Genomic DNA, 12,572 nt, shown 5'->3' with positions numbered 1-12,572 from the left:
CGGCTGGGGCCCTTTGTCGTGTCCGTGTCGGTGGCTCGTGCGATGATCCCCCGTCATGGGGAGATTCATCTGGGGGAAGACGGTCGGCGCGCTGATTCTGGCCGCGACCGTGGCGACGACGAGTGGCTGCGGCAGCTCGAGCGACAAGGCCGACGCGAAGCCGACGGCGAAGGCGGTGAGCCTGGGGGCGGCCACCACCAAGTTCCAGGCCGCGGTGGAGAAGTTCGACGCTGACGGCGGCTGCCTCGAGCAGGAGCCGGGGACGTGCTGGGAGCAGATGCAGGCGGTCATGGAGCCGGCCCGGGTGCTGCGGAAGGCGATGCGTGCGGACAAGGGCACGGGCCCGGAGTTCTGGTCGGGGGCGTACGTCCTGATCAACAAGATGGAGGACGGCATCGCGGTGGGGGAGGACAAGGGCGCAACGGCCTTCGGTACGAACCGGCCGGCGGTACTTGGCTCCGCCCATAACCTGTCGCGGTGGCTGGACGCGCACCCGACCGAGTAGCCCGGACAGACGACGGGGGCCCCGTACGGCGCGTACGGGGCCCCTGAGCTTTCCGCCGGTCAGGCGTCCGGCACCGCGACGGGGTTTCCCGAGGTTGTGAACGGTGTTCAGGGCTGCCCGCTGACCACGCCTAGCGGGAGGTGCTACGCGGTGTGCGCCCTTGTTGCCGCACGGGCAGGCTGACCTGAAATGCGGCAGACTTCCCGGGTGGTCGAACTACTCATATCCCTGGCGAAGTTCATTGCCCTCCTGATCTTCATGTACGTGGCATTGGTCGTCTGGGATGTGTCCGCACCGCCGCTCCGTCGGTTGAGGCGGCGGGCAGTACTGGTGCTCCGCCGCGCGATCGGGCCAACGCGACTCTCCTGGCAGGAGTGGGTCACGGGACGCGCGCTGCAGCGTGTACAGAACGCCGTGATGCATATGGAGTTGGTGGTGCCGGGAGCACCGAGGACTCCGGGGCCGTTGACACGGGAATGGTGCGGCGTTGTTGAGGCCGTCAAGGCGTGGTGCAGGTTTGCGCCCTGGGCGTTCGTGGTGCACGCGACCAAGCTGTTTGTCCTCGTGGTGGCGCTGTTCAACGTCGGCACGATTGTCGCCGGCGTCAGGTACCTGGTCGACCACCCCCCGGTCAGCCAAACTCCGACACAGCCGGACTGCCTGAGGGCGGACCACGCGGTTGTGCATCTGAACGGACCTGCGGCTGACGCCATCAAGGCTTGTCGCGGACCTGTGCTGGACCCGCTTGCCACAGTGTGGGGCTGGGGGCGGGACGCGGTCGGATGGTTGCGGGAGACTGCGGATGCGGCGATGACCGGGCCGGGGACGGACCCCGTCCGTACGGCCACGGTCCTGATCATTGTCGTGTTGCTGGTGATGTTCACCAAGGTCATGCTGCGGGCGGCACCGTTCTTGCGCCGAGTCAACGACGCTGAGGAGAACGGCCGGCGCTCAGATATCCGCGACGCGCGGGAGAGGGTGCCCCGCTCGGTGCAGGGCGGTGAGACGGCACGATGGCAGCCGGTGGTGGTACTGCTGGTTGTCTGCGGGAGCCTGGGGCGGGCGTACAAGCGGCTGGAGCCCGGCGATGTGCTGTATGCGCCGCGGGTCAGCTTGAAGGCGGCTGAGCGGGCAGTGTGGAGCGCGTGGCGGACCAGACACGGGAGCGTACGGCGCGACCGCCGAGGTGAGTTGAAGGAGCACGCGGCGAAGGTGGTCGGTGCCCTGCGCGCCATGGAGGCCAGGCAGGACACCGCAGCCGATACGGGAAAGGTCTTCGAGGACACGGCAGCCATGCTGCTGAAGATCGCCCAGCGGTACGCCGCAGGCCGGACCCTTGAATTGCTGGACACCGAGGACCTTGAGGACGTGACACCCGTAGTGAGCCGGGAATGGCTGCGGTTGGTCGCCCTGGGCGTGATCGTGACTGGCACTGTAGTGGGGGCGACGGCGGTGGGGATGCCGGACGGTGCGGCGACACCGCTGATCGGGGTCGTCTCCGTGGCTGCTTGGGGTGTGCTGTACGGAGGGCGAATGGTAGGTACCGAGCTGGTCGACGTGATGCGAGGTCAAAGCCGTGGTTGACCTACAAGAGGACGGTACCCAGAAGGATCACCGCCAGTTCACGGGCCGCGGTTGGTTCGCGTGACGGCCTACGCGTTGCGTGGCCGGACGCCTTCCTCCTTCCGCGTGCGAAGCGAAGCCGCAACGCGTCTTGTGTCGGCCACATGACGGATCGTCTCAGGTGATCAATGGCGTCGGGGCCTTCCCAACTGCGTCACGACTACGGTTGCATAGACACGGCCCGGTACCGCATCCCCCGTCGGTACCGGGCCGTTCTGCATCAGCTCAGAGGCTCGAAGTGTCAGCCGGTGCCGTCTCTCCGTTGTACTCGGCAATGCCTTCCAGGATCCGTGTAACGAAGTCGTCGCTGACCAGGCGGACCATGTCATCGGGGAAGGCGATGCCGGAAAGCTGCACGAGCTGGTCATACCCGTCGCGGAGGCGCGCCTCGCGGGCCTCCGGTGTATCCGCGGCCGCCTCAGCGGACTCCGTGTACTGGTGCAGGTCTCGGACCGTTCTGGCCAGAAGGGGCAGTTGTCTGAGCGGCAGGGACCGGCTCAGGCCCTTGGTCGCTGCGACTGCCATCGGTGTGAAGGTCAGTGCCATGTGGCTGCGGGCGTACTGCTCGAACTCGGCGTACGGCTTGCCCTCGCCGGCGGCGAGGGCCGAGGCGAGGATGCCGACGCATGCGTCGCTGACGTGTAGTGCGGACCGACGCGTCCAGGGCATCGACGGACGCGCGGACAGCGTGTTGTCCGTCCTGACGTGCCGCAGCAGAGAGGCGGCATTGGCGTGGACGAAGAAGGCGCTGGTCGGCACGTAAAAGCGTCGGTAGAGGCTGACGGCCCCCGTGCTGCCCAGGGCGGTGTCGATTCGGTCCGCCATCGCAAATACGCCGGGCCCGTTGGCGGCTCTGCCCAGGGTTGCCGCCGACTGGTCGACGAGGTCTTTCGTGACGAGGCCGTCCTCGATGAGGTAGGCGAGCATGCTGCTCATCGCCTTGATGTACCCGGCCCTCAACTGCGCAACGACGTTCGATTCGTGCAGGGAGTACACGCCGAGCACGCACACCTCGACCGACGACCGAGCTAGTTGGACAACCGCCTCGTCGACTCCGGCCTTTGCTGCCTTGCGTGTCTGCTGCTGCAGGTGGAGAAGCCGCAGCAGAGCAAGTTTGGCGACGTCGAGGCCCGTTGTCGCGTCGTCGTCTTCTGGCCACGGGTTGCAGTCAACGAGCTCTCGGGCACTGGCGCGTACCCGGCGGCGGCGCACGGGGTCCGGGGCGGGGAGCATGCCGCGCACGGTGTCGGCCAAGAGGCTTCTTACGGTCGAGTCCACGGTCTCAGCGTCCTCGCCTTTCCGGCTGGTCACAATGCGTTTTCGTGCGCGCGAAAAGTGTGGGCTGGGCGTGGTTCAGCTGGCGTAGCTGTGCTGAATCGGGTCCTTGGCGGCATGGGCGGCGATGGTGTCCGCGGCCTGTTCGAGGGCGGTGAGGAATGGGTCGTAGGCCGCGGCTAGGACCGCGTTCCGAAGGAAGTCGTCGACGGTCTTGCCCGCGGCGGCCGCGGCGAGTTGCACCTGGTCCCGCTCGGCGGCCGTCAGGGACACGGTGAAGGCCTGGGCCTGGGCGACGTCCATGCGGGGACCGTACCAGCGTCCTGGAGGCTGTCAGGGGCTGCGGTGAGGGATCTTGGGGTGGCCGCATCAAGGGCGTCCCGGTGCGCCTGGGGCATGCGGCGCATCGTCTCTCACCTGGTCGGCACCAGGTTCTAGTTGAGCAGGCCGCGGCGGCGCGGCGGGCTGATCGGTTCGGGCTCGTACACGCTGAGTAGGGCCGCGTCGGCGCGGTCGGGGGACTTCATGCCGCGCTGCTTCATCGCCTTCTTGGACTCGACGACGCTGTACCCCGCGCTGTTGGAGCCCAGGCGCGGAGTGGAGAGCTGGATGCCGGTCTGCCGGTCGACGCGAAGCCGGAGCCGGCCGACACCGGTGGACGGGTCGGGCTGGAGCAGGCCGCGGGTGGCGAGCCACATTTCGTCGCGCTTGCGATACGGGCGCATCAGCGCGCCCGGGTCGTCCTGGGTGGGCGACTCGGACACCATCACGCCGACGATCTGCGCCTGGTGACGGCCGGTGTCGGCCCATCGCTTGAGCATGGACACGACGCCGTGACCGATGCCGTTCTGGTCGACTTTCACCCGGACGGGGTGCTGGGATCCGAGGGCGACGGCCAGAAGCCGCGCGGCGTTGATCTCCTCGAGGACCTTCTCGGCGAGGAGGACCTGGTCGTCGTTCATGGTGCCGGAGGAGCAGTAGCGGGTCTCGATGACGTCGCCGACGATGCGGGAGATGACGAACTCGTCGCCGCCGTCGGCGGCGACATCGACGCCGAGGCGGACCCAGGCGCCGTCCTTCACGGTGTGGGCGGCAGTCTCCTTGTCGAGGCCGAGGTCGCACAGGCGTCGCCAGCCGGGCCCGTTCGGGTCGTCGCTCTGCTGCGCTGCCTCGACCCAGGTCACGGGGATGGTGAGGCCGCCTCCGCCCTTCGGGAACTTCGCGTGGACCTTGGCGATGACGTACGGGTGATCGGCCCCGTACTCGCGGATGGTTCGGTCTACCCAGTCCTGGTCAGGGAGGTGGATGGCGAGGGAGTGCGGGGGCACACCATCGGGGCAGTCGTTGCAGAACGGGACACGTTCCTTGGTGATGGCCGGCGAGGCGAACGTCGCGATCGGGATGGTGACGGTGGACGGCTCCTCGGGATCCTCGCCCTCTTCGCACAGGCCCTCGAACCAGCTCCGCGGGTCGTCCATTGCCGGGTTGCCGATGGCTAGCATCCGGGCGTCGCCGGTCAGCAGGTTGTTGGTGCCGTTGCCGATGGTGCGGGCGATACCGCCAGCCTCGTCGACGACGATGAGGAGCTTGGGCGTGCCGTGGATGCCCTGCATGGCCGCTTCGTCGTTCTCCGGCGCGGTGAACCCATACGCCACGATCACGTCGTTGCCCCACTGGTCAGGGATTTTCCACTGGGTCGTATCGCAGTAGCCGGGCAGGCCTGCGCGGGCGACGACCTTGCGGATGTGCGGCCACAATTGATTTCGGACCTGCCGGAACCGGGTGGCGGTCGTGACGATGACCATGGTTCCGGGGGCGTTCACGGACCCGGCCCAGGCGACGAGCCGTCCTGCGATCCAGGTCTTGCCGACGCCGAAGCCGGCGGGGACCGCGGTGCGCTTGTGGAACGGGACGGCGTCGACGATCTCGCGCTGGCGGCTCCAGATGCTTTCGCCGAGGACGTCCTCGATGAACCCGGACGGGGTGTCGGCCCAAAGGCCGTACATGGAGCCGGTGGCCCGCTCGACTTCCCGCATGACGTACGGGCGTTCACGGGCGGTGATGTCGTGCTTGAAGGCGTGGCGCCGGGCGGCGGCCGGGGCGCGGAGCAGGATGTCCGCGACGTTGGAGGCATCCCGGGAGACGACGCCGGGCTTCCGGGCGTGCTGCAGCTCCCTGGCCGGGGGGACGACCTTGCGCCGTGAGGGCGGGGGCTGCGTACGGGACATGGGCCGGAAGGTGCAGCCCGTGGGGATCTAGTGTCGCGGCCTGGCCGGACGGTCCATGCCCGGACCGTCGGCCAGGCCGCGGGTTCCGGCAGGGACCAAATGAAGCTTCACCCGGGGAATGGGGCTGCTGGGTTGGTGTGCCGGAAGTCGTTGCCGGGGTACGGACTCTGCACTGGGGAGGTGGAGCGGAGTCCGCACCCCGGCCGAGGGGGTGCGTGGCTGGAGTGCTTTCCCCTAGGGGATCTCGGGGTCAGAGAGCCAGCCGCACCCTGTAGTACGACGGGGGCCGGATTCTGTTACAGCTGCCCGGTGTCCCGGACGGACACCTGCGGGGCGGGTCGATTGAGGAAGCCCCAGCGCTGCAGGCCGAGGAGGGATGGTTCGAAGCCGTCCAAGCCCACTCGAGAGGTCGGGATCCAACCGGGAGTCGTGAGCGGCTTGCCCGCGGCCACCCACCGGGCAATGGCTTCCTTGGCTCGCTTCTCCAGGTCGGCGCGCTGCTCGGGGGTGAGGGAGACGGGCTTGAAGGCGTACACGGTGCTGTTGCCGCTGCCGTCGACGTCCCAGCCGAGGATGGTTTCCAGGCGCTTGGCCTGCTTGATGAGCTCAGCCAGGGCGGGGACGAGGGAGCAGCCGGGGCAGTCGCAGGGCTCGGTCGCGGGCGCGGCGGACTCGGTGGCGGCTGGCTGCTGCTGGGCGGCGGGGGCGTTGAAGCTCGCGACGAGGTCCTGCTCCTCCTCGGCCCGCAGGATGGCCCGCCGGAACAACTCGACGTTGAGTTCCTCGGACCGCTTCTGCTCACTGGTGAGCTGGTACCAGTGCGGAAGCTGCCTGCCGTCCCCTTCAGCTATGAGGCGCTTCACCTCGTAGTAGTTGCGGGTGAGGTTCGGCGGGAGCATGGTGCGCCGGGGCTTGGAAGATGTCGTCATGTTCGGGGGAACGCCGGGAGGCCGGATTCTGTGACAGCCCCCTGCGGCTGCTGCGCCTGGTGGCGTTGGAGCTCTAGCAAGCCCTGGGACCCGCCGATGCCTGAGCGAAGCGAAGGCATCGGAACCTACTTGATGGTGGTACTTGATCTTCTTACTAAAGGGGCCCAATCCTCGGGCGCCCGGTTCTACGGCGCCCCAGAAACCGGCGACCGGAAAACGGTCTCCGGTGACCGGGGACCGAAAACCGGTTCCCGGTGTGAACAGAATCGGGGCAACAAAAAGACCGGCCCCAAGAGACCTGGGGCCGGTCGGTGTCGAGCGGGTGACGGCTTACAGGCCGTGGCGCTTACGGGCCGCTGACCGCTGCTTGTAGATCAGTTCCCGGTGAACGCCAGCGTGCTCGGCGATCTTGTCAGGTGTCCAGTCGTACGGCGACTGGGACAGGGCGAGTACCGCCTCCTGCATGTAGCGCACAGCGACATCGCGACGGGCCCGCGCTGCGAACACGATCGGAGCCGTCTTGAGAAGCTGCGCCTCGGCATCCGGTACGCGCTCGATGCCCGCCTGCTCGGCGGCCTGGACGAGTTCCTCGTTCGTCCCGTCCGGCAGCGTGTGCCGCTTGTCGCCGAACATCAGCTTCGCGAGAGCGTGGCGGTAGCCCATGTTCGTCAGGCCGGCTGTCTTGGACAGGCCGAGGCGCTGCTCGTAGAACCAGAGGTGCGCCAACGCCTGGTCACGTTCGTCCAGGTACAGGGCGAGCTCCGCGTCGGCCTGGTCGACGACCTCCGCGGCCCCCACAACCAGGTTGTCGGGGCGCGCCTTGGCGACCAGGTCCTCGGGCCGCTCGAGGCCGAGGTGCTCGAGGACCTGCTTCTCGGCGTCCGCGGCGATCTGCTTGTAATCCGGGGCCTTGATGCGCGGGCCGTAGGTGATCCCAGCCTTGGGCATGGTGGCTGTTCTCCGTCCAACTGTGGCGCGGTTTTGCGCTGGCGCGGCGACTGGGCAACCCCATCCCGCCGAGGCGAGAACAGTACACCAAGGTAAATACCCTTGTCAGGGATGCCGCGGCAGCACAGGCACTGACCTGCAGCGGAGCACGGCGAACGCGACACCGCCCAGCACCAGAACCCAGCCGCTCCCGTCACGCGCGTACTGCTGCCCGGGAGCTGGGTTGCTGGGGGTGTCGGTGGTCGCGATCCGTCCGGCGCCGAGGGCCGGTCCGTGCGGTATCCGCGCGGCCCACAGCCGAAACGGGCCCAGGCGCAGGCCTCGAGGGGCTCGTACGCGGCGGTGCAGTGTGACGCGGGGGCTCACGACCGGCTCTCCTTCCGGTCGCTCCGTACTGCCGCCTGCTCCCGTAGGTGCTCCTTCCACTGCCGCCACTCGTACCGATCGAGCAGGGCGAAGACGCCGAGGGACACCCCTCCGATGACGACCTGCACTCCGGCTCTCTGCCGGGACCGCTGCCCGCCGTCGATACCGCACGCGATGCCGAACACCCGGGGCTTCGCCGAGTAGGGCACGTGCCACACCCCGGCGGTGAACCGGCCGAGGTCGACGAACCGCGGCTGCCGGATCGACAGCAGCACCTCGAGCACGGCGAAGCTGGCGGCCGCGCCCACGGAGGCGAACGCCCACAGACCGAGCACCGACAGGATGTCCGCCCCGTGCCACCCGATGCGGTAGGTGGTCGCGCGGGGCGCGTACAGGGCAGTCCCCGGACGCCACTCGTACACGTTCTTGTGCCACGACCGGTGCATTGCCTCCAGGCCCGACACGGATGCGCGGTGCGCTCCGCGATGGCCTTCCCGACGCTGACACCGCAACTCGCTGTCGAGACACGACCAGATAGGGCACTGCCCGTAACGGCGGCGCTTCATCGGACGGCCGCCACGGTCGGGGACCGCACACCGTCGGGCGCGAGCCGGTACTCGCGGCCGTCGGGGTAGCGCACCAGGACCTCGCCGGGGAGCTCCGGCCGGCGCACCTTCCACCCGGCCTCGTACGACTCCCGCGGGTGGTCCTCGAACCAGGAGTTGCACACGGTGCACACGAGCAGCAGGTTGTGCGCCTGGTTGATCCACTCCTCGCGGGCGCCGCCCATGCCGCGGTTCACGCGGTGGTGGATGGTCAGGTCCTGCCGTCCGCCGCAGCGCACGCAGGCACCGCCGTCTCGGTCGTAGACGATCGCCTTCACCACGTCGGTGGGGCCGGTTCGCTGTCGTGCCTTCACAGCACTGGTCTCCTCGCCTGCCCCGGGCGCCGGACCACGGTGTTCACGGCCCTGGTGGGCACGCCCGGGGCGAGGCGGGGAGAGTGGGCGGCGGCCGCGCTTTACGTCGCGCGGTACCCGTCACCCCTTGAAGCCGCGCCCGAGGTGGTGGAGGACATGGCCAACCGGAGCGTCCAGGAACTCGACGAGGTACTCGGCCCGCTCCCGGCTGATGACAGCCGAGGACGGTCCGGCCGGCGGCGCGTCGAGGGCGGCATCAGCAGGGAACTCCGGCAGGCCCGTAGCGAAGTAGCCGAGGCGCGGATTCTCCACGCCCCGCACGCGGCTGACGAGCAGCTCGGCCGCGGCTCCGTTCCACGGGCCGTAGGTGTGCATCGGCGACATGGACCGGTACTGGAAGTGCATCCGGCTGGTCAGGCTGTCGAGATCGGTCCGCGCGACCAGCGGCCGGGTGTCCCGGATACGGCCCGGCCGCAACGGCATGGCCGGGTCGTCGACGCCGTAGTCCAGGAAGTCGGCGAGGAAGTCGCGCAGGGCCGTCACCTCACGGAAGGTGCCGCCGTACAGCGGGGCGGCGACGCCGCGGGGCCGTGTGCGTTCGTCGACGTGACGGACCAGACCTCGCATCCAGACGCGGATACCGCTGCCGAGGGTGTGCGCGAAGACGAGCGCGCCGCCCTCGGAGACAGGCGCAACAAGGACGTGCTCAGGGGTGGGCATTGAGGGGATCTCCTCATAGGCGGCGGACGAGCGCGGCCGGTATGGGGCGCGCACGGTCAGCCCGGTCGGAACGGGCTGTATCCCCGCGCTGCGGGGCCCATGAGGGGGAGTCCGACGAGGTCTCCGAAGCAGAGCCTACCGAGGAGGGCGGCCGCGGTTCACGTCGTGTCGACCGGCTGCGCTTCCCACAGGGTGCGCGCCACGTTCTCCGTGCCCTGCGCCGTGCGGGGTCGGCTCGCACAGTTCCAGCCGGGCCGGGGGCGGCGTTGTGCCACCACCGTCCAGCCGGCCGCGCGCAGGCTGGCGCCGGTCTCGCCTTCCTGCGTGTAGGTGATCAGTCGGGTGTACCCGAGCGCCTTCGCGGCTCGCCATGCCGCGCCGTACAGCAAGCTGTTGGCGTTGCGTACGCCATCCGTTGCGGTCCGGGTGACCTCGAGTGTCTGGCCGTCGTCGAAGTGTCGGGCCACCGGGCGGCCGACCATGGCCACGGCGCGCAGGGTGCTGCCCTGATCCGCCGCCCCGACGGCGAACACTGCCCCAGGTGGCGGCTTGTGGTGCCGGTGCCACGTGGCAATGAACTCCTTGGCGTCCTTCTGGCGGACCGGCACCAGGTGCAGCCGTGTCTTCTCCTCGCTCATCGAGGGCCCGCGCTGGGCGAGGGCCTGTCCAGGAGCCTGTGCAGCTGCGCCCAGGTGGTCACGCCCAGGACGTCCTCGGCGAACCCGGTCAGAGTGTCGGCCCACAAGGCGTACGGGGTGCCGTGGCGCAGGTACGACAGGACCAGGAGGTCACACAGGACGTCGTCGTTGAGGATCGCGATCGTGGCGCGCCGGTCGGCGGCGGGGGCCGCGGTCAGATGCTCGAGCTGGTCCAGGCGGGCGAGCCAATCGGGCACGGCGGCGGTCTGGGGGCACAGGCCGGAGTCGACGATGTTCCGGGCGCGGGCCGCGAGGCCGGCGATCCGGGTACGGGGCGGAGCAGCGGTCGGAGACATGGCCGCGGACCGTAGGCGCGGCCGCGGCTAGCGTCGCGCGCTACTCGGCGCCTACCGCGGAGGTCGCACCCCGTGTACGACGTGGGCGGGCTCCGTCTATCCCGATTTCTTGTCCAGGGGAGCCTGTGAGGTGTGCCAGGGGTCCGCGGTGAAGTCTCTTAGGGTCGGGCGCCGCCGTGGTGCTAGGGGGTGCGCGTTTTCCGAGGTGGTCGCGCGGTGGGCGTGAGCTGCACGTTTCCTAAGCGGGTTGCTGTGCGGAAACGAAGCCGAATCGTCCACGGAAAAGAAGGCGGTCACTGCCGAAAACTAATTCCAGGATTTCCCGACCCGAATAGACACCCCTGGAATGGCCCTTGGAATGACCGGCGAAGGGGTGCGATTCTCATTCCCGGCGCAATTCCGTGCCATCGAAAAAGGGGAGACATGGACGTCATCATCGGGGCCATCATTACCGGCGCATTCAGTGTCATCGTCACGATCATTGCCACTCGGCGCCGCGGTTCGGGAGACGATGCGCGGTGAGGTGACGTGACGCGAATCCGCAGCTCTGGGCGCGTCACGTCACCTCTCTGGCCCTGCGGCTACTTTCCGCGCGAGGGTGCCCAGAAGCGTTCGACTTCCTCGGTGGAGGCGCCGAACGGCTTCACCTCGGCGACCAGGTTTTCCAGCGCCGTCCGGAGCATGCCGAGTTCGTATGGCTCTCGAAGGCCGGGGTACTTGGCCGTGGCCTCTTCCGCTGCTGTGCGCAGGCATTTTTCGGCGCGGGCGACGGCCGTTCACAGCACCAGCCGGCGCGCGTACTCGGCCGCCTCGGCGTCCTCCTGGGCGTCGGGTTCGGCGACTTGTTCAGAGGTCTCCATGACCGGCCAAACGAGGGACCTTGGGTGTGGTCACTCCAGAGGATCGGGCGGCAGGTGAGGTGACGCGATACGGATCCGGGGCACCACGTCACATCACCTCGCGCCCGGGTCAGCGGTGCGCGGCGAGGGCCTGCTCGAGCTCGTCGAGGATCGTCGCGATGTCGTCGATCTTCACGTAGGAGATCCCGAAGGTGACGGTCCCGTCGTCGTGGACGTCGAACTCGTACTCGGCGTACGACTGCTCGTCCTCGTAGTGGTAGCTGCCTGGCTCGGCGTCGGCGAACCCGCCGGTGCCCTCGTCGAACCAGCCGGCGCCCCACGTCTCCCTCATGGCCTGGCCGACGGCGGCCTTGGGGACGCGCTCGAACTCGATCGTGGCGCGCCCGTGGTCGTCGAGGCACACCTTCCCTTCTCCCTCGCCAGGGGTCTCCCAGCGCAGAGTGGGGCCGAAGCACTGGCATTTCTCCGCCGGGGTGAGGGCGGGGAACGCCGTGGTGAAGGCCTCTTGTGCGGCGAACTGCTGGTCGTCCCAGCTCATCCGCCAGTCGTGCATTGCCTTCATGACGTGCGGCTGCACGCTGCTCCCTTCTGCCCGCTGCGCGTGGCCACCGGTCGGCGGCCGCGGGCGCGCGGCGAGCGAGGGCGCACCCTGCACGGCGTGAAGGTTTTGTGTCCGCCGCTGGGTTACCAGCCGGTCACCAGGACCGGCCGAGGGCGTCACCGGGACATGACTGCGCCCCGGCCAGGGAGTCGTCCGGCCGGGGCGCAGTGTTGCGGTGAGGGGTCAGCTCGAGGTACCGCCGGTGATGGACCCGCTGTCGCACTCGGGGTCCCAGATGCTGCACGCGGTGCCGGTCGGGTCGGACGGCATGGAGAGCGACGGACTCGGCGGGCTCGGGGTGGACGTGCCGGACGGCTCAGGCGGGCTTGGGCTCGAGCTGGGGGTGGGCGTGGACGTCGCGGTGTGCGACGGCTTCGGGTTCGGGACCGTCGAGGTCCTGCGGTCGTGGACGCCGAGGAGACCGAACCCGATGGTGGCGATCAGGTTGATCGTGAGCAGAACGATGATCACGATGCTGTAGCGCGCGCAGCGTTCTCCGTGGCCATCGGAGATCAGCTCGAGCTCGGCCGGGGCCGGGGCGGTGTCAGACACGGGGTTCCTTCCGTACGTGTGAGCAGGCGCACGGACGGTGCCGGGCCCGGAC

14 protein-coding genes are annotated in these 12,572 nt (G+C 69.0%); 2 read left to right on the top strand and 12 right to left on the bottom strand.

Annotated elements, in window-relative coordinates; genetic code table 11:
- Nucleotides 1-55: 55 nt before the first annotated feature.
- Both ACIQVL_RS03365 and ACIQVL_RS03360 read left to right on the top strand, forming a co-directional pair.
- Nucleotides 56-505: a hypothetical protein gene (locus ACIQVL_RS03365; protein WP_403474180.1), complete on the top strand. Its 450-nt coding sequence runs from the start codon at nt 56-58 to the stop codon at nt 503-505.
- 207 nt (nt 506-712) lie between these two features.
- Nucleotides 713-2,089, top strand: a complete 1,377-nt coding sequence (locus tag ACIQVL_RS03360; protein WP_403474179.1) for a hypothetical protein — start codon at nt 713-715, stop codon at nt 2,087-2,089.
- 264 nt (nt 2,090-2,353) lie between these two features.
- Here the strand turns inward: ACIQVL_RS03360 and ACIQVL_RS03355 are convergent, their stop codons facing one another.
- The 12 genes from ACIQVL_RS03355 to ACIQVL_RS03300 all read right to left on the bottom strand — a co-directional run bounded on the left by ACIQVL_RS03355 (nt 2,354) and on the right by ACIQVL_RS03300 (nt 12,520).
- On the bottom strand, nt 2,354-3,382 hold the full coding sequence (locus tag ACIQVL_RS03355; protein WP_403474178.1) for a hypothetical protein: 1,029 nt from the start codon (nt 3,380-3,382) through the stop codon (nt 2,354-2,356).
- Between the two features lie 99 nt (nt 3,383-3,481).
- Nucleotides 3,482-3,706 (bottom strand): hypothetical protein, encoded by a 225-nt coding sequence (locus ACIQVL_RS03350; protein ID WP_403474177.1) that lies wholly within the window; start codon nt 3,704-3,706, stop codon nt 3,482-3,484.
- 131 nt (nt 3,707-3,837) lie between these two features.
- Nucleotides 3,838-5,631, bottom strand: coding sequence for a hypothetical protein (locus ACIQVL_RS03345; RefSeq protein WP_403474176.1), 1,794 nt, complete (start codon nt 5,629-5,631; stop codon nt 3,838-3,840).
- Between the two features lie 296 nt (nt 5,632-5,927).
- Nucleotides 5,928-6,560 (bottom strand): hypothetical protein, encoded by a 633-nt coding sequence (locus ACIQVL_RS03340; protein ID WP_403474175.1) that lies wholly within the window; start codon nt 6,558-6,560, stop codon nt 5,928-5,930.
- Between the two features lie 330 nt (nt 6,561-6,890).
- Nucleotides 6,891-7,508: a hypothetical protein gene (locus ACIQVL_RS03335; protein WP_403474174.1), complete on the bottom strand. Its 618-nt coding sequence runs from the start codon at nt 7,506-7,508 to the stop codon at nt 6,891-6,893.
- 362 nt (nt 7,509-7,870) lie between these two features.
- The gene (locus tag ACIQVL_RS03330; protein ID WP_403474173.1) at nt 7,871-8,320 is read right to left on the bottom strand and encodes a hypothetical protein; all 450 of its coding nucleotides are present in this window, start codon (nt 8,318-8,320) and stop codon (nt 7,871-7,873) included.
- Between the two features lie 116 nt (nt 8,321-8,436).
- Nucleotides 8,437-8,793 carry an HNH endonuclease gene (locus ACIQVL_RS03325; protein ID WP_403474172.1) on the bottom strand — a complete coding sequence of 119 codons (357 nt, stop codon included), beginning with the start codon at nt 8,791-8,793 and terminating at the stop codon, nt 8,437-8,439.
- 120 nt (nt 8,794-8,913) lie between these two features.
- Entirely contained in the window at nt 8,914-9,513 is a 600-nt protein-coding gene (locus ACIQVL_RS03320) for a hypothetical protein (protein WP_403474171.1), read from the bottom strand.
- 158 nt (nt 9,514-9,671) lie between these two features.
- A complete protein-coding gene (locus tag ACIQVL_RS03315; protein ID WP_403474170.1) occupies nt 9,672-10,151 on the bottom strand; it encodes an XF1762 family protein in 480 nt (159 codons plus the stop codon).
- Nucleotides 10,148-10,507 carry a hypothetical protein gene (locus tag ACIQVL_RS03310; RefSeq protein WP_403474169.1) on the bottom strand — a complete coding sequence of 120 codons (360 nt, stop codon included), beginning with the start codon at nt 10,505-10,507 and terminating at the stop codon, nt 10,148-10,150. Before ACIQVL_RS03310 ends, ACIQVL_RS03315 begins: the two co-directional genes overlap by 4 nt.
- 969 nt (nt 10,508-11,476) lie before the next feature.
- Nucleotides 11,477-11,929, bottom strand: coding sequence for a hypothetical protein (locus ACIQVL_RS03305; RefSeq protein WP_403474168.1), 453 nt, complete (start codon nt 11,927-11,929; stop codon nt 11,477-11,479).
- 222 nt (nt 11,930-12,151) lie between these two features.
- Entirely contained in the window at nt 12,152-12,520 is a 369-nt protein-coding gene (locus tag ACIQVL_RS03300) for a hypothetical protein (RefSeq protein WP_403474166.1), read from the bottom strand.
- Between the last annotated feature and the right edge of the window lie 52 nt (nt 12,521-12,572).

This window comes from Streptomyces sp. NPDC090499, assembly GCF_044769305.1.
In the GTDB taxonomy this organism is placed as follows: domain Bacteria; phylum Actinomycetota; class Actinomycetes; order Streptomycetales; family Streptomycetaceae; genus Streptomyces.
Note: the sequence above shows the minus strand (reverse complement) of the source record. Positions and strands in the feature narration are given on the sequence as shown.

Excerpts from the sequence above, each read along its gene's own strand:
- ACIQVL_RS03320 (WP_403474171.1), bottom strand. The coding sequence starts at position 9,513 with ATGCCCACCCCTGAGCACGTCCTTGTTGCGCCTGTCTCCGAGGGCGGC.
- ACIQVL_RS03305 (WP_403474168.1), bottom strand. The coding sequence starts at position 11,929 with ATGAAGGCAATGCACGACTGGCGGATGAGCTGGGACGACCAGCAGTTC.
- ACIQVL_RS03315 (WP_403474170.1), bottom strand. The coding sequence starts at position 10,151 with ATGAGCGAGGAGAAGACACGGCTGCACCTGGTGCCGGTCCGCCAGAAG.
- ACIQVL_RS03335 (WP_403474174.1), bottom strand. The coding sequence starts at position 7,508 with ATGCCCAAGGCTGGGATCACCTACGGCCCGCGCATCAAGGCCCCGGAT.
- ACIQVL_RS03330 (WP_403474173.1), bottom strand. The coding sequence starts at position 8,320 with ATGCACCGGTCGTGGCACAAGAACGTGTACGAGTGGCGTCCGGGGACT.
- ACIQVL_RS03345 (WP_403474176.1), bottom strand. The coding sequence starts at position 5,631 with ATGTCCCGTACGCAGCCCCCGCCCTCACGGCGCAAGGTCGTCCCCCCG.
- ACIQVL_RS03365 (WP_403474180.1), top strand. The coding sequence starts at position 56 with ATGGGGAGATTCATCTGGGGGAAGACGGTCGGCGCGCTGATTCTGGCC.
- ACIQVL_RS03350 (WP_403474177.1), bottom strand. The coding sequence starts at position 3,706 with ATGGACGTCGCCCAGGCCCAGGCCTTCACCGTGTCCCTGACGGCCGCC.
- ACIQVL_RS03340 (WP_403474175.1), bottom strand. The coding sequence starts at position 6,560 with ATGACGACATCTTCCAAGCCCCGGCGCACCATGCTCCCGCCGAACCTC.
- ACIQVL_RS03310 (WP_403474169.1), bottom strand. The coding sequence starts at position 10,507 with ATGTCTCCGACCGCTGCTCCGCCCCGTACCCGGATCGCCGGCCTCGCG.